This is a genomic window from Halobacillus sp. GSS1 (assembly GCF_017307035.1).
Classification (GTDB): Bacteria; Bacillota; Bacilli; order Bacillales; family Halobacillaceae; genus Halobacillus; species Halobacillus litoralis.
Genome location: NZ_JAFLHE010000004.1, coordinates 17,533 through 37,020, shown reverse-complemented (window position 1 = coordinate 37,020; position 19,488 = coordinate 17,533). Strand labels below are relative to the sequence as shown.

General features: G+C 38.6%; 24 protein-coding genes. 2 read left to right on the top strand and 22 right to left on the bottom strand.

Features of this window, described 5'->3' with window-relative positions; all coding sequences use genetic code 11:
- Positions 1–143: 143 nt before the first annotated feature.
- From J0K78_RS10515 to J0K78_RS10435, 18 genes are all read right to left on the bottom strand, one after another.
- Positions 144–1,007 carry a hypothetical protein gene (locus tag J0K78_RS10515; protein ID WP_206933057.1) on the bottom strand — a complete coding sequence of 288 codons (864 nt, stop codon included), beginning with the start codon at positions 1,005–1,007 and terminating at the stop codon, positions 144–146.
- Positions 1,004–1,582: a hypothetical protein gene (locus J0K78_RS10510; RefSeq protein WP_206933056.1), complete on the bottom strand. Its 579-nt coding sequence runs from the start codon at positions 1,580–1,582 to the stop codon at positions 1,004–1,006. The genes J0K78_RS10515 and J0K78_RS10510 overlap by 4 nt, the downstream gene beginning before the upstream one ends.
- A gap of 15 nt (positions 1,583–1,597) precedes the next feature.
- Positions 1,598–2,698, bottom strand: coding sequence for a lysozyme family protein (locus tag J0K78_RS10505; RefSeq protein ID WP_206946781.1), 1,101 nt, complete (start codon positions 2,696–2,698; stop codon positions 1,598–1,600).
- 2 nt (positions 2,699–2,700) lie between these two features.
- The gene (locus J0K78_RS10500; RefSeq protein ID WP_206946779.1) at positions 2,701–4,623 is read right to left on the bottom strand and encodes a VirB4 family type IV secretion system protein; all 1,923 of its coding nucleotides are present in this window, start codon (positions 4,621–4,623) and stop codon (positions 2,701–2,703) included.
- Positions 4,624–4,626: 3 nt separating this feature from the next.
- Entirely contained in the window at positions 4,627–5,286 is a 660-nt protein-coding gene (locus J0K78_RS10495) for a hypothetical protein (RefSeq protein ID WP_206946776.1), read from the bottom strand.
- Positions 5,287–5,490, bottom strand: a complete 204-nt coding sequence (locus tag J0K78_RS20085; protein ID WP_242517831.1) for a hypothetical protein — start codon at positions 5,488–5,490, stop codon at positions 5,287–5,289.
- Positions 5,477–5,800 carry a DUF5592 family protein gene (locus tag J0K78_RS20080; RefSeq protein ID WP_241655963.1) on the bottom strand — a complete coding sequence of 108 codons (324 nt, stop codon included), beginning with the start codon at positions 5,798–5,800 and terminating at the stop codon, positions 5,477–5,479. Before J0K78_RS20080 ends, J0K78_RS20085 begins: the two co-directional genes overlap by 14 nt.
- 26 nt (positions 5,801–5,826) lie before the next feature.
- Entirely contained in the window at positions 5,827–7,728 is a 1,902-nt protein-coding gene (locus J0K78_RS10485; RefSeq protein WP_206946774.1) for a pLS20_p028 family conjugation system transmembrane protein, read from the bottom strand.
- Positions 7,729–7,759: 31 nt separating this feature from the next.
- Positions 7,760–10,249, bottom strand: a complete 2,490-nt coding sequence (locus J0K78_RS10480; RefSeq protein ID WP_206946773.1) for a VirD4-like conjugal transfer protein, CD1115 family — start codon at positions 10,247–10,249, stop codon at positions 7,760–7,762.
- A gap of 13 nt (positions 10,250–10,262) precedes the next feature.
- The gene (locus J0K78_RS10475) at positions 10,263–11,348 is read right to left on the bottom strand and encodes a hypothetical protein (protein ID WP_242517830.1); all 1,086 of its coding nucleotides are present in this window, start codon (positions 11,346–11,348) and stop codon (positions 10,263–10,265) included.
- 38 nt (positions 11,349–11,386) lie between these two features.
- Positions 11,387–11,650: a hypothetical protein gene (locus tag J0K78_RS10470; RefSeq protein WP_035541924.1), complete on the bottom strand. Its 264-nt coding sequence runs from the start codon at positions 11,648–11,650 to the stop codon at positions 11,387–11,389.
- 15 nt (positions 11,651–11,665) lie between these two features.
- Positions 11,666–11,860, bottom strand: a complete 195-nt coding sequence (locus tag J0K78_RS10465; protein ID WP_115895028.1) for a hypothetical protein — start codon at positions 11,858–11,860, stop codon at positions 11,666–11,668.
- 68 nt (positions 11,861–11,928) lie between these two features.
- Complete coding sequence (locus J0K78_RS10460) at positions 11,929–12,369, bottom strand: hypothetical protein (RefSeq protein ID WP_160841182.1); 441 nt, start codon at positions 12,367–12,369, stop codon at positions 11,929–11,931.
- Positions 12,370–12,779: 410 nt separating this feature from the next.
- A complete protein-coding gene (locus J0K78_RS10455; protein WP_115895029.1) occupies positions 12,780–13,013 on the bottom strand; it encodes a hypothetical protein in 234 nt (77 codons plus the stop codon).
- A 17-nt stretch (positions 13,014–13,030) separates the two neighbouring features.
- Positions 13,031–14,053 carry a DnaD domain-containing protein gene (locus tag J0K78_RS10450; RefSeq protein WP_115895030.1) on the bottom strand — a complete coding sequence of 341 codons (1,023 nt, stop codon included), beginning with the start codon at positions 14,051–14,053 and terminating at the stop codon, positions 13,031–13,033.
- An 11-nt stretch (positions 14,054–14,064) separates the two neighbouring features.
- Complete coding sequence (locus tag J0K78_RS10445; protein ID WP_008590611.1) at positions 14,065–14,556, bottom strand: helix-turn-helix domain-containing protein; 492 nt, start codon at positions 14,554–14,556, stop codon at positions 14,065–14,067.
- Positions 14,557–14,654: 98 nt separating this feature from the next.
- Positions 14,655–14,978 (bottom strand): hypothetical protein, encoded by a 324-nt coding sequence (locus tag J0K78_RS10440; RefSeq protein WP_008590613.1) that lies wholly within the window; start codon positions 14,976–14,978, stop codon positions 14,655–14,657.
- Positions 14,979–15,209 (bottom strand): helix-turn-helix transcriptional regulator, encoded by a 231-nt coding sequence (locus tag J0K78_RS10435; RefSeq protein ID WP_035546713.1) that lies wholly within the window; start codon positions 15,207–15,209, stop codon positions 14,979–14,981.
- A gap of 190 nt (positions 15,210–15,399) precedes the next feature.
- Here J0K78_RS10435 and J0K78_RS10430 point away from each other — a divergent pair, with 190 nt between their 5' ends.
- Together J0K78_RS10430 and J0K78_RS10425 are read left to right on the top strand one after the other, a co-directional pair.
- Positions 15,400–15,816, top strand: coding sequence for a helix-turn-helix domain-containing protein (locus tag J0K78_RS10430; protein ID WP_206946769.1), 417 nt, complete (start codon positions 15,400–15,402; stop codon positions 15,814–15,816).
- A 347-nt stretch (positions 15,817–16,163) separates the two neighbouring features.
- Positions 16,164–17,144: a DNA/RNA non-specific endonuclease gene (locus tag J0K78_RS10425; RefSeq protein WP_206946768.1), complete on the top strand. Its 981-nt coding sequence runs from the start codon at positions 16,164–16,166 to the stop codon at positions 17,142–17,144.
- Between the two features lie 267 nt (positions 17,145–17,411).
- Here J0K78_RS10425 and J0K78_RS10420 read toward each other — a convergent pair whose 3' ends face one another.
- From J0K78_RS10420 to J0K78_RS10405, 4 genes are all read right to left on the bottom strand, one after another.
- Positions 17,412–17,927 carry a hypothetical protein gene (locus J0K78_RS10420; RefSeq protein WP_206946766.1) on the bottom strand — a complete coding sequence of 172 codons (516 nt, stop codon included), beginning with the start codon at positions 17,925–17,927 and terminating at the stop codon, positions 17,412–17,414.
- Between the two features lie 187 nt (positions 17,928–18,114).
- Positions 18,115–18,540 (bottom strand): NUDIX hydrolase, encoded by a 426-nt coding sequence (locus tag J0K78_RS10415; protein ID WP_206946764.1) that lies wholly within the window; start codon positions 18,538–18,540, stop codon positions 18,115–18,117.
- A gap of 139 nt (positions 18,541–18,679) precedes the next feature.
- Positions 18,680–19,057, bottom strand: coding sequence for a hypothetical protein (locus J0K78_RS10410; RefSeq protein ID WP_206946762.1), 378 nt, complete (start codon positions 19,055–19,057; stop codon positions 18,680–18,682).
- Positions 19,058–19,257: 200 nt separating this feature from the next.
- Entirely contained in the window at positions 19,258–19,461 is a 204-nt protein-coding gene (locus tag J0K78_RS10405; RefSeq protein ID WP_206947218.1) for a hypothetical protein, read from the bottom strand.
- Positions 19,462–19,488: the final 27 nt, after the last annotated feature.

Below are 19,488 nucleotides of genomic sequence, written 5' to 3'. Positions count from 1 at the left end.
CGAGGGAACAAGAAAATCTCCAGATGTGCGGTCGCTGTGTGGCTAAAATAGGAACGTTCATTCGTGTATTCACCTTGATGTGTGGCCCCTGCACAGAAGATGTGTGGTCCGTGTGTTGACCTTTTTCACAACCTACACCCCATTTAGTTCGAAATCATCTCCCGTTTCTCTTGCAACATCTCAACTTTTTCAACGATGGTTTGGATAGTTAGTTCATGTTCAGCTGCCTCTTGATTGATCTGATCATTTTCATTTTCTAGCTGATGAATTCTAGCCTCCGTTTGCGTTTTCTCCTCCTCTGTTTCGTAAAGAAGCTCTGACTCTAATTCAACGGTTTTCTGATCAATTTCTTTGATTCGTTCATTGATCGTTTGAATGCTTTCCTTCTTCTCTTTTATAGTTTCTTTCGCCTCTTCGATCTCTTCAGATACAGCAGCAACTTCATATTTCTGCTCCGTTAAAATGGTTAGTTTTTTGTCCATTTCCACTTTCCGTTGATCTGTATAAATACGTGCCAGCTCTTTCTTTTCCTCACCCCCTTTCAAGGAATTTTGAGTACTCTCTTTCGTTAAAAGCGGATTGGTATTTTCCTTATTTACATCTAAGGCCATGACATCAAAGGAAGGACTTACCTGTTGGATACTAATGACATATCTACTTTCATCGCTGTACTCTACGTGCGTTGGAAGATCACGTTTTGGATGCTCTTTTTCCTGAGCCGTGAAGCTTAATTTTTCATCTAATAAAGTGGTTGATTTATTAAGGTTCAAGGTGACAACCATCAACTTTTTCGTTGGATTATAAACCCAGTCCTTTATGGTCAGTTCGCCTGATCCTTGTAAGTTCAAAGGTTCATTGACAGGTGTTTGTTGAACTTTACTCTGCTCTTCATCACCAAAGATAAAACCAGAAAATAGGAAAAAAAGAAGCGCCATGGCCATGACGCTTAATCCAGTAAGGTATTTTTTTGAGGTCCCTTCGGTAATATGTTTCGTGTGTTTCTTCATGAATAGCCCTCCTCTTCTACGTCTTGAAAATCTGTTATCTTCCACTGTCCTTCTTCCCTATGAACTTTTATATTTAGAAACACGGGAGACACCTGTTGCTGATCGCTCTGTAAAGAATAGAGCGTGTGTTTAAACTTAACTAATACGCTAGCTTTATTGTTTGTGAGATTACCTGTTTTGATGAATATTTCTACTTCATCCACCTCCGTTTTCCTGTCTCCTTTATAGTTAGCTGTAGGAAAGAAGGTTGCAGCTAAATCTTTGCTCATCACCTTGTGTGCTTCTTTTTTCCTTTCTTGGTAGGTCTCTTTATCCTGTTTAAAAGCAACCTCTATAAACACAGAAACCTGCTTCACTAAAGCGTCATATCTCGCTTGAATGTCAGCAGGTTCCTGTTTTTGTAATGTCATCTCTAATTCAGTGTTTTCTTCCATAACCTTTTCGTTTTTCACTTTTAATTGATGCAAGCTTTTCTGTAGATCATCACTCGATTCTGTACGTGCAGCATATATATTAACCGATGTGAGAACGATTAACAGAACGACAAACAGGACAAAAAGAACACGTCTACTCATCAACGTTCTCCTTTCTTAAAGTCCAAGATATGGTGCAGGATTCACATCAGAACGATACTGTTTTTTGGTCCGAACTTCGAAATGTAGATGGGGACCTGTAGAGTTTCCTGTCGAACCACACTTGCCTACTTTTGTTCCTTTTTGAATCATCTCCCCGTTTTGTACACTTATCGTATACAAATGAGCATAGTGACTATAAAGTCCCTCTTCATGTTTCACAAGAACGTTATTTCCATATCCTGAGTTTTTTCTTACCACCTCAACCACTTGACCGTTATCTACGCTTTGAATAGGCGTTACGGCGTTAGTACAAGCAAAGTCTACACCTCTATGCATGTCCGGTGTTCCATCAAAGGGGTCTGAACGCATTCCGTAATCAGATGTCTGTGTGAGTGCTCCTTCAATGGGCATAACCCAATCTCCCGTTGGTTGTAAATCTGCTTCAATAACACCGCCTTTAAGGTAACTTAAAACGGCCTCAACATAACCAATATCCCCGTAACAAGCTCCTGTTTCTGCCGACTCAGGTCGAATGCAGGAATACATGCCTGTATGCTTCAATTCCTGGTACTTCATTCTTGAAAATTCGATTGCTAACTCTTTGCTGTATTCTCCATTATTGTGTTCGTTTGCGTAATCAATGAACCCTCCACCGAAGTTATAAGCTTGGAGTGTTAGCTTAATATCTCCCCCTGCTTTCTCCAGCATTTCAGAGAAGTATCGGATCCCGACATTAATACTTCTTTCAGGGTCCTCTATCGTGTTTGGAGGTAGACCGAGAGACTCACTTGCTTGCATCACATCATCCAAACGTCCACCAGATTCCTGCATCGTTTTGGCCAAGAGAAGCTCCACATACATGGACACCCCATACTTTTCGGCATATTCTTCAAACAGAGGACGGTACTCTTCTAGTGCAGCTGAAACTTGCGCAGTTCCATTTACCATATCAACGGACCTCACATCCTCACTGGAGGAAGACTTTTGATAACCGATCAGCCCTGTAATGACAGAAGCATATAAGAGCATTTGTAGAAGGAAAAGAGCTACCAGAACACCAATCAACCATAGCCATACTTTCCGAGGGACTAACCCCAGGAGAAGGGACCAAGGCATCCTTATGCACCTCCACCAAACAAGGCTAATTCTTCGTCCGATACCTCCACCTTGAAACGAATGTTTTCAACCGCACGGATGCTTAACATCGTCTCCCCTGTTTGTAGGTAAGGGATATCTTTTAATTCACTTTGGCTTAATTGCCCCATGAATATTTGCTGCATCATCTCTAAGTTGTTACTATCTTGCTGCATAATAATTTTGTATTGGGTCAGTTCAAAAAGCTTCTTGATTTCCTCTACCATACTCTGATCCGAACCCTCAGGAACAAAATCACGAATGGTGTGACTGGCATAGAGAAGAGCACCAAAATACTTCCTGGCCTCCCGGCTAAACTTTGTAAGAAAATCAAGAGCACTCTCACTTTTCTTCTTTGTATTAATGATGTGGTGAGCTTCATCCATCAAGATGAGATATCGTACAGCGTCTTCAAAAGCTAATTCTCCCCGATTATAAGCATCAAACTGAGGTGAGCCGTTCGTTAGCATGGAGTCCCATAAGAGGTTGAGTACATTAAACAATTGCGCTTGGAAAACCTCTGCCCTCATTTGCGATAGGCCCCTCAGGGTAAATGTAACGACCTGTTGCTCATCAAAGTGTTCGATGGTTGATATTCCATTGAAGAGATGCGCGTAAGTCTCTACAAGGTTACGAATGTTTAATTCGATGCTTTCCAGGCGTCGTTTCCTTTCCTGACTCAACTTCTCCTTTTGCTTCCCTTCCTTGATATTTTCATAGAGTTGTTCTTCGATAAAAGCAAGAAAATCGGTGAAGATAGGGTACTCATGGACAGAAAGTTCGGTTATATTTGAATTGGAATCATCGCTCCATAAGCCAAGCTTTTCATAGAGCTTTCTTAAAAGATTTTCATATTCTTTCAATTCACTATCATTCGCTTCAGGTGCTAAGAATTTATAGAATGTCGTCAACTTTGATAAATGCTGAGTAAAGGACGTATATTCGTCCTCTGCCGTTCGATACACCTGCAAAGGGTTGATGACCCCATCTGAACCATCCAGAGCAATTTGCTTCCCGCCTAAAGCTTCCGTTAACTCCACAAATTCTCCTGTGACATCAAACGTCCGGACCTTATATCCTTTAATTGCATTATCCAGCATGATTTTCTTAAGCGTAGTAGATTTCCCTGCCCCCATCGCTCCGACCATGACTCCGTTATAACTTTTACGCTGCTGGTCTCTATGAAAAAGATCAAAGACGACGTTTCCTCCGGTGAGTGTCGTGCCATAGAATGTACCGTAAGGATCGTTTAAGCTAGTAAAATGAAAAGGAAAGCCACCTGCTAACCCTAGTGCGGGTATCGGGTGTCCTTCCCTCTTGTTTCTATAAGTGGATTGTTCTGTATAATTGGTGAGTAGTGATCTCCATTCGAATTCCTGTTCGTTTAAGAAGATGGATCCTCGAAAATTCTCGTCCTGTAACGTCGATAAGACGACTTTCACTTTGTCTTCCAGCTCTTCTCTTGTTGGTGCACTTACATAATGCCTAAGGTGAACACGTTTAACGATTTCTCCTTCTTCAGACACCTGATTGTACAGCTGCCGTAAATCATCATAGTTATTTTGCGCTTCTATAATACCTGCATTATCTTTTTCATTAATCATTCTGGAACTCTGTTCAGCCATCCCTTTGTTTAAACCATCTCGAACTTTGTACCGATCGTCAGAGACAATATCCATTGTAGTAATGACATTCTCCATATTGAAAATAGGTTCTAACCAAAAGTCTGAAACATTTTTAGGGAAGGAATAGACATGGACACAAACTTCATAACCGTCTCCTTTTCGAGTAAAAGTTTCGTGAAATTTAATTCCTCCTTGCGGTTGGATATGGGCCAGCAAAAAAGGGTTATATCCTTTTTCTTGTGTTTCTTCGGCATCACTTTTCTTTTTTAGAAATGAGAACATTCCTTAACCCCTCTTCTCTAATTTAGAATTTTGATTATATAGCTTATAGAGCAAATCAAGCTTCTTTTCATCAGTTAACTCAAGGACCGGAGCGACTCGACCAAGATAGCGCCGACAATTGTTTCTATACTCAGCAAGCTGTTTAAGGCTAGTCGCGTAAATGTATAAATAAAATTCTCTGTTTGTCCGGTAGGTCTCTAAAAAGTGCAGTTCCTCCCTTTTTCTAATTAAAAAACGTTCATAAAGAGGCGCCTTGTTCTGTGTAATCTTGTAATTAATCGCATCTAGTTGTTTTTTCATATTAACCGGAAAATTCATAGATACGATCTTGATATCCGGCGCATATGATTGAAAGAACTTAGCCATCTTCATGATGTCGTACTCGGTTTCCTGGGTAGATGGAGAATAAATATCTTTACTCTGAAGTTGCATCACGTCCATATAGCCCGTGTCTCCTTTTAATTGAAAGGATCCTTCTTCGGTCATGTCCTGAATGGGAAGAATCTCAGCTATAGATGGAATTGCCACCTCTCTCTTTTTCTTTTTAGCGTTCGACCTTTGCTGCTTCTTGTTTTTCTCAGTAGTTTTTCGTTCATCAAAAAGAGCCATTTTTTCGGAACTGTCTTCTTTAAAGAAAGGTTGGTCTTTCTTATTCTTCTTCATTTAAAGTCCTCCCTCATTTTTCTTTCCTGCTACTTCATGAATCAGGTCAAAAATTACGCCGACCGTTTCATGCTCCCATCCAGACAACCACCGAATCTTCCATGCTTCTATTTTTGTTAAGTCTCGTCCAAGCTGTTCCTCAAGAAGTGCCTTAAACCTTTGAAACGTATATCCTTCATCTTTTAACTCTTCATATTTGATCACTATTCCTACCATCCTCCCTTTCTTTTTTATCGATGGCACAATAAGCAATTCGGTCCCTTGTGACAGCTAAGAACAGCGCTTTTGCCATACGCAGCTTTGGATTCGTTTTGGGTCGGATTAACCAACCAACCATCAATAAGATCCAAAAGATTGCATACCACCAGACGAATGAAGAATGAACGACATACCGAAATGTAAAGCCTATGCCGCCGAGGATGAGGACCACAAGTAAGTCTGTAAGGTAAAATAGACGATTGATCTTCAACTCACTTCCAATTTCGGATGGAATCTTATATTGCAATAAAAACACTCCTTCATAACAAAACGCGGACCAAGTTAAGACTCAGGCCCGCGTTTCTTAATTTTATTTATCCAGTTCTCCGTAGTGTTTCGAGATAAGTTATACGTCCGTTTTGCACTTTGAACCTTAGGATTATTAGTAAGTCGCTCACCCAACCGATCTTTCATATATCCTCCTACAGTTCGCTGCTCTGTTCTATATTGATTAGGCATAGGAATATCATCTGGACTTTTTGGAGCTTTTACGTCTGGTGTTTCTAATTTGGCGCTTGCAGCTATTTGGTTTGTCTTTTCCTTAGGTTCATTATCGTTTGCATCTAAACGTGCGCTTCCTGTTTCACTACTACCTATATCTTTCTCTTGTTTTTTATCTTTCTGAGGTTGAGTATATATAGGTTGCTCATTGCTTTGGTTCGATGACGGTACGTCCAATCCTCCTGGGGAATCTTCTTTTGTAGTGTTCATAGAGGACTCTTTCTGAGAAGAAGGATGAGACTGACCCTGAGTTTCATAGCTGGATGAACGATTTCCTGCCTCCGGACTTCTAACTTCTTTTCCTCCCAACGAACCCTTTTGCCCTTCCTGATTGAATCTCATTGGACTTGGCTCTTGTTTTTTTCTATTTCCTTGACTTCTATTTCCTTCAGTTGATGATGAATCACTTTTTCCATTTGTCTTAGATTCCCTCTCATCTTTGCGTCCATAGATACCAGCGACCGCACCAGCTGTCCCGGCACCTGTATTCATCAAGGCTGATACACCACCACTTGTAATAGCTCCTGCAGCTTTCTTCACGGGAGGTCCGAGTGTTTTAGAAGCTAGGTAACCACCCATCGCCACATGCCAGGCATTTTTCAATCCAGCATCAATTCCAAAGAGTTTTTGCACGATATTAGGACCATCAATGACAGCCAAACTTCCTGCAATTAAAGCAATCAGATACCCTAGTCCTTCAAGATTATTATTTATAAAAGTTGTGTAATACATATACACACGAAGACTTAAGAAAATCATGATAAGCGAAGCAAAAATGCTTCCAATATTCTTAATGATCGCTTTCAATCGCTGGCCCGTGGATATATCAGAATACGCCATAATTAGCGCCACGATATGATTAAAGCCAAGCTCAAAACAGAGCTTGGCTACTTTAATCGATATTAATATCATGGTAAAAGCCATAACGGAAAGAGTTACGATGGCAGTAAACCAATCCACATGCCACCTGTAATAATTTTCTGGAAGGAAATCAAACAGACCACTTTTTCCTAACTCAACAAGCCCTTCTTCGCCATTTGATTCCAACCCTACTTTGTTCATTACAAGCTTTTGTCCTTTATTTGATAGGCTATCGCCATTAGATTTTTCAAAACTATCGTCAATCGTTTCATTAATGGATATTTTATCAATTGAGTCTGGGCTTATATGATGTTGTTCTTCTACATCTGGATCTGTCCAGTCTGTTTCTTCATAAATGACTATGTCTGTAATATGGTCTCCCATTACTCGATCGGAGGTGGTAAAAGAATCTGTTTGTACTTTCGCTACGTCCATTGCATCTCCAGTAAAGTCATTAATTTTCCCCATTCCAAAAGACAACAGAGAAATCGTCATGATCGATATAAATAGGTTCATTGGAATGTCAGATCGATTCTTTTCTTTATTAAAGATTAATCGAAAGCCGATCATTCCCAATGAAATGGCCAGCATGATATAGAGAACAGGCTGGATGGTTTCGAGAAAGTTAGTCACGGGATCGCTCGAAAAGAAATCCGTTAAGGTTAAGACCTGATCAACCATTCCTTCCAGACCATCAACAATCATTTTCAAGAATAATATCGTTCCCCACCCTACGATCCTTAACCCAGATGTAAAGATATTATTCGTTGATAAGACTTCGGAAAACCTTAACAATATCTCTAACAGTTCTTCATCGGACACTCCATCACCACCTTTATTATTTTTCCCTTTTTCATCCCTGCTCTACTGGTGTTTCCTGTTCTTCAATTAACTTATCTATTTGTTTGCGAATGTGACTATACACTTGTCGGTTAATTTCTTGGTGATCGCCTAAAAGCTTTAAGTTATAAAGAAAAGCTTCCATAGGTTCATCATTCATTTCCTCCTCACTGTGTTCTAAATGAGGAGCAATTTGTTGGTGGATCAGGGAGAATGTGCTTTTATCAAAGAACTCACCGACTTTTTCCTTCCTCCACCATTCCATAGGTTGTTCTGAATCACTGAATGGTCCATTTTGTGAGTGATTTTCCATATCCTCTACCGCCTCGTCTGTCTGTGCTTTATTAGAATAGCCAGTTTGAAAATCAATAACTAAGTCTGCTGGATGAACATGGCGGTGTGGGGTAGAAATCTCTTCTTCCGTAATTGATCTACCTGGACGGAATTCTGAACTAAGATACGTGTGAGCATATTTCATACTGTACTTTCCTGTATTATAAATAGGAAAGGCACGAATCTTTCTTCCTTTCTTATCACGACGTAATAGCACACGTCGCACTACCGTATCTCCTTCCTCCAATTCCTGCAGTTCATTGGCCGTTAGAAGGTCTCTTCCTTCCGTACTTTCCGTTTTCGACTTATCCAGGGAAAAGGTAGATCCAGACCGTGTTTGAGTATTTAACGTTTGCTTTCCTAACTTGGAAGAAAAATAGGAAGCAGAATCATAGTCAGCACTCAATATATAAATTTCATTTCCACAGTTACCACGAATGGTGGCTTGCCCATCTTCTCCATACAGATCTTTTAATTGAGCATAGGATTGAACAACTAAGTGAAAGCGAATGTTTCTTCCCAAACATACCGTGATTTTATTATCCATATCTGCTATTGCAGGCATATTCCCGAACTCATCTAACATAAAGACCACTTCTCGTAAGCATTTTTGTCCTTTGGCAATGGCTGCATTTTTTGATAACACATAATACAATTGGCTAACGAAAATAGACGGTATAGCATGAGTAGACGTATCATAATCGGGTGTAACCATAAACACAGCAATAGGCTTATTGGAGTTAATAATTTCTTTTACTTCCATAGTGCTACTAGCAGAAATATAAGAAAAAGAAACCTTGCCCGTTTCCTTCTCTACTTTGTCAATCCGAATCGTCGAGCTATCCTTTTGAACTTCTTTAACTTTTGAAGATCCAGGAGCCAAGTCTTGAGAAATAACTAAATGATCTCCGACCTCTAATGAGGTTTTAAAGTTAATGGTCCATGTCCCACTCTCTCCTGATTGATTGATTTCAGTGGTTCCATCCGGAAATGAAATCATTACTTTGGAAAAAGGGCGACCTCGCCCCTTAATACTTTGACCGAAGCCCACTCTTTTTAAATCTAAAGAGTTTTTTGCTGTCATTTTAGCTGTTTCACTCATAGTGAATTTCGTCAATCCATTCATCGCTGTCGTAAAAATGCTTGATCGAGTATTCCCTTTGGAAAAATTACTCGTTGCATATTGACCTTTCGCCACATGGGATTGGGGTAGTTCTTGGAAGAATTGATCCAATGCATTGTATTCTTGGCCATCTTCATCCATTTCATTTCTAGTCCCTAACTCTGAGAGCATGTTGGCGACCGTGTACATCGTAATTTTCTCTTCCATCCCTTCGGTTATGCTTTTCTCTGTAACCGCAAGGATCATAGCATTCACAAGTGATTTAGCTGAATCATCCCACATAGGTTCTTTAGCATTCGGATTGTGGTAAAGCATATGAGTAATGGTTTCGCAAAGAGTTTGAGCTGTAGAATAATCCCCATCCTTATAAGATTGTTTTACCAACTCTAGCAAATTGAAGCTCATGCTTTGCATGGGATTCATTAAGTTTAAGACCTCAACCTCATAACCTCTTCTCTCCAGCGTCTCCCGGCTAGAAGCAAATAACTCGCCTTTAGGGTCATTGATGACTAAAGAGGGCTGATATTCAGCACGAGAGTAGGCATCTATGGTTGGAATAACATAGGTTTGGCCCTTACCACTCCTTGTCGTACCAATAATTAGATTATTGACAGGTGACGGATCAATAAAAGCTTTGTCCCCTTTTCTAGATAATACAGGGCCTCCTTTACCTTTATATGGTTGTTTTCGATCAGGAATGGCCCTGTACTGTTGTTGAATTTCTTTTCTCGTTGCAAATCTCTGGGAACCTTTTTCGTCCGTGCCTACGGGTTTAAAGTTACTTCTAAGTTTGTAAATCATGTTGGCTATACCGACTAAGCCGATTAAGGCCGCTATTCCATAGTAGAGAGGTTGTTCTTGCATATGAAAATCTGTCAAAAATGAAGCTTTAATTTCTATTGGTTTACTGAATTCTGGGAAAGTCTTTAAGGTCGACCACATGGCATATCCCAAATTCCATACGAAAGTACTGACCAGCATCGTGGATATAAAAAAACAGATGCTTAGGAGAATAAGCACCTGTTTTTTAGCAATGACTGATTTCAAATGAATCACCCTCTTATATATTGTTCTTTTGGCCCTCCAGCTCATCTTGTTGTTCCTTAAGCGAATCGATTTTAGATTGATTTTGATCTTCCGACTTTTTCTCTGTTTCTATTTGGCTGTTTATCTTCGTCAACTGTTCCACAATTTCTTGATACTCATTAATCTTTTTATTCAGTTCATCATTTTTCGCTTCACTGGCCATCTTTTTTGCATCTTCCAATTGACCAAGCCTCAAATAAGCGATCCCCTTTTGTTTATACAGTTCAGGAGACATCGCCATATCTTGAATATCCACCGCCTGTTTGTATTCCCCATTATGAAAGGCTATTTTAAATTCACCCAAAGGACTTGGATAAGCTTCTTGAAAGGAAATCAATTCTTCCAGACCATGAACTTTCATGACTTGCTCAGCCAGTGAAGAAGAGTTTTTCTTGCCCACATATTGCAAAGCTTGATCATACTTTTTAAGTTCCACCAGAAAATGAAGCAATGTTTTGCGCTCCGATTCCGTTAAGGTTTCCATTCCTTGTAACTGATCAACAGCTTTTTTCTGCTGACCTGTCCAATAACCTTCATAAGCCGTTTTTACATTCTCCGTTTTTTCCAGCTCGTGTGTTGTGGCTCTTAGATCTTTGCCTTGATTGCTTAGAAGTATAAAAAGAGTGATGGATGTAACTATGGCTACCACTAATGTGGTACTGATCATACTCACAAAAAATTTGCCACGCTTACCAAGTTGCTTCCAACTCGATTTTTGTCCTTCCTTTTCTTTCAATACTCCTGTCATATCAATTTGATAAGATGCTGGTGTATTAGAAGTTAATTGTTGAAGAAAGACATCCCTTTTTGTTTCTTCATTTTTATTTTGCATGGGTAACTCTAAAAGCTTTTGACAAACATGGTCATAAATATTTGATGTTCCTTCTGCTCCCATTTCATATGAGCCGTTGTACAGCTTGTCTCCTTCTTCATTAAATATCATGAAATCTAGCAGAATTGGCTTGGCATTTTTCTTCTTTAATTTAGCATCCAATTTTGCTGTTAGAACGACAATTTCCTGGAAGGAATAAGGGTGAAAGCTCGAAATTTCACCATCCATTTTTGATGTGAATAATACCCTCATGAACCTACACTCCTTTAAAAGATCACCTGACTGTCAATGTATTCAGCGATAGCTGTAGCTCCCATTAGAACGACAAGTCCAACGGCACCACCAATGAACCACACGATAGAGCTTTGGCGACCTCTAACTCCACCCCATATAAGATGGTAGGCTCCTATACCAAAAGCAATGGCAGCCGAGATAATACCCAAAAGCTGCATGGCGGTTAAAATTGATGCCCCAGTAGATTGTAAATTACTAATGGCAGCAAGCATGGAATGATCCGCAAAGTACTTCATTAATATCTCCCCTTATTAAATATTTTTATTGTTGTTTTCTTCATCCACCCCTTTGTAATGGAGCAATGACTTCATAACGACATCTTGGTTTTGTTGAATGTAGTCTTGGTGCTTTTCATGAAGCCAATCATTGTAAGAAATGTCTTGGATGGTTAGCAGTGTTTGAACTAAGTCTTTTGATTGCTTAAGTTCACGATTAGTAACGCCCATTTACCTTCACCCCCTTTCAAGGTTTTTATCCATAAAAAAAAGAAGCGATCTATTAAGGATCACTTCCATTAGGATGATGTTTCGTTGATGAATTTTTGTATGGCTTTATCCCTATCTTCAAGGGTTTTGTATTTCTGTGTTTTTAAGGAGATACGATCCTGTAATTTTCCATCCTGATAATAACTTAGAGATTGGAACAGTTCACTACCTTCCAAACCTATATCATTCAGATCCATATCCCCATCAAGAATCTTTTGATTCTGAGCATTAATTTCTTTCACATTAATTTCTTCAATATTTTCTTCCACTACCTTGATATATTCATCTCTTTTTTCTTCCTCAGACGCATCAGTTACTAAAATATAAACATTGTCACTGTCTTGCAGAGTTTCTTTCATGTCACCTGGTGATAATGACTCGACTTGACCTGTGGCTCCTTGAGATCCGCAACCAACTAGGATTAAAACTATAACAAATCCAGCCAAACCACCGACCCAACGCTTTGCCATCAGATCAATCTCCTCTCAAGTGATTTGTATAACGATTCTAACACCTACTAAAATATAAATCCACATTATGGAAGATAGATCTTTATTATTGATGATTGTTTATGGCGAGATACAATCAACCCTATGTAGAATGATTATTTTTCTACAATGCACATCGTTTCTAGCCTATACGAAGAACTTTATGTATCTAGGATAAACTACATAATGCTTCATCAGTTTATACCTCACTTTATATAAGTAATCCATAATAGATACAACGCTTACCCGGTCACAAGATGCGTTTCACGTAACACGCACCAAACGGTCATCGACTGTTAGGAAAGTTTTATGACCTTTCAATTTCCTAACATAGATATATAGTTTTCAATGTTCAATGTGTGCTATTTAAGCACGTGTTAAAATCGTTATATTTACTTGACAGGTTTCAGCTCACTCATAGGATTTTTGCGTTTAGCAATGGTTCTGAATTGATCATCTTTTACGGTTCGAATTAGATAATAGATACTGGCCAGCTTTTCAGTAGTACCATGACGATCAACCGCCCAAATACCACGCACATCATATCTTTTTCCTTCAAAGGTTTTTACATTGTCAGCTTGTGAAGCAATGTCATAATAAGCAAAGTGCTTTTTATTTGATTTCACCTTTTCTTACCTCCCAATTATGGTTCTCCCGCCACACTAAGATTCGATTGTTCTAATAAAACGTCAATAGCTGAGCGTTTCCCTTCCCGAATAGAAGCTATATCTTCTTCAGAAATGTTATATCGATCATCAATAGAATCAAGAATGTTCTCTCTCGATCTTTTTAGCTTTATCGATAACTCAATGGTTCGAGCTGTATCTTCGATGCTAGGTTTTTTATTTATATGATGCTTTTCTTGTTCTTCACGATTTTTAAACCATTCCGGTAATACCTCCTGACTTTGTGATTGTTTGGAATACGGAGCTTTATTAGCCTGCTTGTTCTTATATTCAATTTCTTCAGCATCCGCCTGTTCTACTGTTCGTATCCCTTTATTTATCCAGGATTGAAGGATGCTCTTAACGTAGCCCCATGTCGGTTTATTTCGGTCCAAGGAACGCTTCATAGCCTCCACAATTAATGGATCCCCAAGGTCTTCAACCCATTTCACTATTTCTTCTGAGATTTGAGGACGTATAATCCCAAAGTTGTTTTGGTAAAATTGAATGCTGTCACAATCCAATCGTTCAGAAGTTGTTGTAGTAATGAATTCTTTTACATTCTTAACTTCTTTAAGTTCTCTGCCATTCTTGTATGTGTCTTTCTGCTGTCTCTCTGGTGACGAGGAGTTGTCGTCTTGCTGTTTTTCTGCTGTTGTTTTGTTGTCGTATTCTTCATCGTTAGATTGATAAATCCCCCAGTTTTCAACGGTTATTACACTATATTTGTTGGTGGTATTTATACTAATGACACTGTCTTCCTGAAGTATTTTTATATAGTCACGAACGGTGGATTCATTCATACTTAATTCAGAAGCAGCTTTTTTACGGCCAAATATAAATTGTCCAGGTTTAAGAGTAACCTTTTGCCTCCCTACTCTCGATTCTGTACTTTTATGGCTTGCCTTCGTCAGACAATAAATGAACACTTTTAACAACTTCTCATTTTCAAAAATTTCACTATGAAGAATTTTACGATGCAGCTTTAACCACCCCTGCACAACCTCACCTCCTAATTTAATAATCTCTTAGAATATAGAGTTTGGTGATGATCCTTCCAAAGCTTTAGCCAATTGATTTCATATCTTTCACAAACAGTAGCTAAATACAGGGTAGAGAAATGAATAACACCAGTCATAATTTCAGCTGATTTCCGTATGTCATGAATCTTAATAGAGTGCTTATCGTGTAATTTTGCAGTTAAATTTACATTAGCTAATACATTAATAGCCTTCTGTAGTTCTTCCTCTAATAGAAGTTGTAAGAGAAAATTATCCTCTTCTACTTCCGGTCCCTCTAAGCGAGAGATCCCCCACCCAACATATTCATTAACAGCTTCAAGTGCTAACCAAGGATTGTTATACTTCTCAATAAAATATTTAGTGGATACAGGAGGAATCTTCCGTTCTCCCCCTTCCTGTTTAGAGATATACTCTCTTGACTGAAACATATCTACAGCTAACTGTTGCTGGGTTTTATTTTTGTTTTTTCTTAAATCCTTCATTAACTGCGCTGATTTGCTTTTATTAATAGTTTCCCCTCCTTACTTATGGATTTGTACCATTGATTGCTTTCTCAGAGGTATATACTAGATTCATAGAGTCAAACAACACCAAAGTTTCTTTCCGGAGCAATATCATCAGATACATCAACATGATTTCTAATCCATGTAATGACTAAATCCTTAGGGTAAAGTGTCCGGCCACCTACATGAACTTTTGGAAAGTCCTTGCGCTTTAATACGTGAGCATCAAGAGATTGTACACTGACATTAAACACACGCTCAGCTAATTTTGTTCGATCAAGTAAATAGGGTAATTCCATTTCTTTCTGAACATCTTCTTGTGCTTTTTTAGCAATATCATAAAAAATATCATAAACCTTGTTATTAAAATCAGATTCGGGTTGCAGTTTAGCTTCAAACATCTACAACATCTCCTTATAAGTTTTTTGTTCCTTTAAGGAACATTGATTTTCAAAAAAATTTGTCCACTTGAACTCTAGAGCAAAAGCTATGTCCTTCGCTGTTTCTACTGTAGGATTTTTAACTCCTGATTCAATATGGGTATAATAGCTTCTCGATATGTTTGATTTAATAGCTGTTTGTTGTTGAGTTAAATCCTTCTGAAGTCGAATCTCTTTTAACCACATCCTCAATTTATTCACCTCCTAAAGTTCCTTTAAGGAACATCTTACAATGTATTATAAGTTCCTTTAGGTAACATTGTCAACAATATCCATATAATTTTTTTACACTTTTAGGAACTTTTCTTTAAGTTACTTTGAGAAACATTTATAATGGATACATAACACACTTTAATCTAGTGAAAAGCATGGTGGTATAAACATGAATTTTTCAAACAGGCTGAAAAGATGCCGACAAATAAAAAAAGAGGAAAATCCAAATTGGACCCAAGATTATATTGCAAGGCAAATCGGCGTAGCTCGAACAACTTACACAGCATACGAGAGAGGTACCAAAATTCCTACTTTAGATACTGTGAACAAGATCGCTGACCTTTTTGATGTATCCACCGATTACCTTTTAGGCCGATCAGATATTTCAGATTTGGATAAAAGCAATGAATTTGATTCCATAAAAGAAGTAAATAAATTGATGGACCAATACGGAATCGAAGATGCAGCTTTTTTTGATTTGGAAAAGTGGAAATCAATGAGTCCAGAGCAAATAAGGGAATTGGAAAGTTACTTTCAATATTTAGTGAAAAAATCTAAAGAACTCGAAGAAAAAGAAAATAAATAAAAAGCAGGGAACTTCATTTATAGGAAGTCCCTGCTTTTTTGTTTAATCTGGATAGAGTGTCCAATTTTACATTTTTCATCCTAAAGAAAAGCATGGGTTATAATAAATGTAAGAAAAAAGATAACCCAACCTATGAACGAATAACATTTACCCTGCCGCAACCACCAGGAGTGCCAAATCTACCGTCCCAATTATTTTTAGTGAGACCTGAGCTGGCATAGAGGAAAGAAGTAGGAACCGTTCTATTGCGAAAAACAATTGCACGACCGTTTCTTTAATAAATATAGTATATTTGGATAAAAGACCCATTCAAAGAAGAGGGCAAATCATAAGAAGAGGTGTTTGAATTGAAAAGAAAATGGAACTACATCGTGGTGGTTCTGCTGACCATCTTTATAGTCGGCTGCAGTGAAAATGCAGAAGATACGTCCACCGGAAATGAAACAGCAGATGTACAAGAGAAAACCACAGCACAGGCGGATGAAAATAAGGAAGAAGAGGGACAACAAGAAGAGCAAGAAGAAGCCGCCCCGGCAGTTGCTGATGAACCAGAAGTGGAAGAAACGAAACCCAATACGAATGAAGACCTCTTCTCGGGCTACGACCGAATAGAGGTGGATGGTGGCGACCAGAACGGAGATCGAGAAGCGAATGTTGTCGTGGATATTGGATTTGGGGACCGGGAATACTGGGCTTTCACCAATAAGCACGGTCAGTTGGTGAGAGTTGTGGCGGAGGAAATCATCCTGCAGGACGACGATACAGAGCCGGTCGTCTCATCCGGAAGATACTTCTGGGACGAAGCTCAAGTGCCTGGGGTCGAGAGTGACCAGTTAGATCAAGGACATGTCATTGCGGACTCTCTCGGAGGCGTCTCCAATGCTTATAACATTACGCCTCAGGAAAGTACGCTGAATCGCCACGGGGATCAAGCCTACATGGAAGATGCCATCCGGGACGCCGGGGGCGCTACTGATTTTGAAGCCATTATCACATATCCTGATACGAACACACAGATTCCTTCCCATTATGAATATACTTATACGATACAAGGCAATGAGGTTGTCGATACCTTCGATAATCTCAATCCGGATGACGTCAATGAATCACTTGGACTCACCGGAGACGACTCCACCGATTCATCCGATTCTAATGGTTCCACCGGGTCCACTGAAGAAGGGGATGTTTCTAGCGTTGATGCAAATGGTAATGGTCAGGTGACGATCCAGGAAGCAAAAGATGCTGGTTTCAGTATGCCGATTACCAGCGACCACTGGTTGTATCAATACATGCAGGATAGAGATGGAGATGGGATGGTGGGGGAATAAGTTCCTCGCTTCTCCCGCATAACACTGCGGTTCGAACCGGCTCCCTCATAACCGAGGCTTTCGTTTTTTTTAGACTCTGCTAAAGTTTAGTGTTAATACGACTACAAATAAAAGGAACTTCCAATTTTATGGGAGTTCCTTTTTTAATATTTGATTTATTCAACTAAAGCCCCCGTTAGTGAAAGACTCGAATTCAAGATAATCTAATTTGAATTCAAGTCTTAAACTCCTCTTAGCTGGAATAGAAAAATACACACAGCAGATTTTTTAAAGGGAGAAAAATTGATTTAACAATCTTTCTAAATTGAATTCCTCTTCACAACTTAAACTTTCCATTTCAATTTCTTTCCCCTTACGTACTGTTTTATCGACCTTCTCCCAACCTTGTTCTCCCCTCTTCAGTTCAATCATGACATTTTCATTAGAAAAATTTTTATATAACATAAATGTCCTATGAGTTGGATCGTCCAAAACGTAGTAAAGCCGGCGCTCTCCCTGGGCTACACCCGCGAAATATTTCCTTAAGCTTTCAATTTGTGTATGCTCTTCCTCCAACAATGCATTGATCATAGAGAGATCATTGGAAGTAAAATAATGTACGTCTTCATAGTTATTGAAATACTCATAAGAACTTAATACGTCCTCAAAAACTCTGTCCTTAAATTTCGCATCTCTTTCCTTCATTAAATTAATGCAGTTATCTGAAGGCTGAGGATTCTCACTCATTACATTACTATGTAGTGGTGTAAGAACTAAGCTCAGTACTAATAAAGACTTAATCATTTGTTGATCACCTCAATACTAAGGTACCTCTTATCAGCAGTTATATCCCTTAAAAGACTAAGCTGAATTCTGACTTTTAAATTGTCTAAACAACGTAGGACCTTATTTAGCAATTGCCCCCGTTTCCGTAAGACTTGATTTCGAGATATTTAAGATGATTAGGAGCTCTTCATATGATTCAATACTATTAGGTGAAAACAAGGTTCAAATAATCTCCATGACCTCTTATAAGTTCAACCTCATTTTCAGATGAAATCCAAAAAAAATGAAAAGTTAGCCCTTCTTCTTCTCCCCCGCCTGTTGGCTTGTAGCCCCATTCATCTGCAACATTTGAGACAGTTATTTTATAAAAGTATCTGTTATGTATAGCACCGTCATCATTCTCCCATAAATCTTCAGCAAGTAGTTGTTCCACATGAAAGTCCCTTAATCCTGTTTCTTCTTCTATTTCTCTTACAACTGCATGTTGGGTGGGTTCTCCAGGCTGTACCGTTCCCTTTGGTATTTGTATCCCTGCCTCAGCAATAGGATGTTGAAATACTAATACCTGTGTCTTACCTTCTTTTTGTCTTGTTACATATCCATATGCTTTTTTAATAGGTGTCACTTTCATCTCTCCTCCCAAGAACTACTAAAACAGTTGCATTATTGAAGAAGTGACCGTCTATATTGAACAAACGTCCCCGTTTCTTGAAGACTCGATATTGAGACATATTTAGATATTTTATTAACCACATATTTAAGTTAGATGCCTAATTATACATATGGACCAGGGTTACATCGATAAAAATTAATATAAAGAAGGTTAATGCGCTCCCATATAGATAAACCTTTTTTTCCTTGAATATCCAAGCAGCTAAGGTTAAAAGTGCAAAAACAACTATGGAACCCTGTAATTTTTGTAATCTATCCTGCTTCTGAACAATATCAAGCATTTCTGAAGGGTCACCTTTAAAAGGTTGTTCATTGATTTCCTTACCATACCAGTTATAACTAATAATTCGATAAGTGGAGGATTCCTTTATATACTCTAACTTTTTAAAACCTAACACTGGTAACTCAATTGAAAAAACAAAAAGTAATCCAGCTATAATGAATATTAATATTTGTGCTAATGTCTTTTTTTTCAAAAGAAACCTCCTTATGAGTAAGTTTAATTGTTTAAAGCTAGGCTTTGTTCCATGTAACTCGATTGGTTAAAATAAATAAGCGGTCGTTAATTGAACAATCGCCCCCGTTTACGTAAGACTCGACTTCAAAGTAATATTAACCCTTCTTTCTTTAACAATAGGAACATTGGAATAAAATAGATCACGTTAGCGACAAATTATTACCTTGTATCTTTTTCCTTTAAAGCTCTCTTTATATCAAAGAAACCAAACGCTCCACAAACAAATGTGCCTAAAACTAAAATAAATGTAAGAATCCAATTTTGTCCCCAACTGCTAATTGCACTGTAAAAACAGGCTAAAGCTATTACAAATGCACCATATTTGTCTCGCCATCTATCTAACTTTGATAACCTTTGATTCATCACACACGTACTCACCTCCAAGGCCAT

Bases quoted from the DNA above. Each gene is read 5' to 3' on its own strand.
- J0K78_RS10500 (WP_206946779.1), bottom strand. From the start codon at position 4,623: ATGTTCTCATTTCTAAAAAAGAAAAGTGATGCCGAAGAAACACAAGAA.
- J0K78_RS10415 (WP_206946764.1), bottom strand. From the start codon at position 18,540: ATGAAAGTGACACCTATTAAAAAAGCATATGGATATGTAACAAGACAA.
- J0K78_RS10470 (WP_035541924.1), bottom strand. From the start codon at position 11,650: ATGAAGTACTTTGCGGATCATTCCATGCTTGCTGCCATTAGTAATTTA.
- J0K78_RS10515 (WP_206933057.1), bottom strand. From the start codon at position 1,007: ATGAAGAAACACACGAAACATATTACCGAAGGGACCTCAAAAAAATAC.
- J0K78_RS10430 (WP_206946769.1), top strand. From the start codon at position 15,400: ATGAATTTTTCAAACAGGCTGAAAAGATGCCGACAAATAAAAAAAGAG.
- J0K78_RS10475 (WP_242517830.1), bottom strand. From the start codon at position 11,348: ATGGATGGTGAAATTTCGAGCTTTCACCCTTATTCCTTCCAGGAAATT.
- J0K78_RS10445 (WP_008590611.1), bottom strand. From the start codon at position 14,556: ATGAAGGATTTAAGAAAAAACAAAAATAAAACCCAGCAACAGTTAGCT.
- J0K78_RS10495 (WP_206946776.1), bottom strand. From the start codon at position 5,286: ATGAAGAAGAATAAGAAAGACCAACCTTTCTTTAAAGAAGACAGTTCC.
- J0K78_RS10510 (WP_206933056.1), bottom strand. From the start codon at position 1,582: ATGAGTAGACGTGTTCTTTTTGTCCTGTTTGTCGTTCTGTTAATCGTT.
- J0K78_RS10460 (WP_160841182.1), bottom strand. From the start codon at position 12,369: ATGGCAAAGCGTTGGGTCGGTGGTTTGGCTGGATTTGTTATAGTTTTA.
- J0K78_RS10440 (WP_008590613.1), bottom strand. From the start codon at position 14,978: ATGTTTGAAGCTAAACTGCAACCCGAATCTGATTTTAATAACAAGGTT.
- J0K78_RS10420 (WP_206946766.1), bottom strand. From the start codon at position 17,927: ATGATTAAGTCTTTATTAGTACTGAGCTTAGTTCTTACACCACTACAT.
- J0K78_RS10465 (WP_115895028.1), bottom strand. From the start codon at position 11,860: ATGGGCGTTACTAATCGTGAACTTAAGCAATCAAAAGACTTAGTTCAA.
- J0K78_RS10505 (WP_206946781.1), bottom strand. From the start codon at position 2,698: ATGCCTTGGTCCCTTCTCCTGGGGTTAGTCCCTCGGAAAGTATGGCTA.
- J0K78_RS10405 (WP_206947218.1), bottom strand. From the start codon at position 19,461: ATGAATCAAAGGTTATCAAAGTTAGATAGATGGCGAGACAAATATGGT.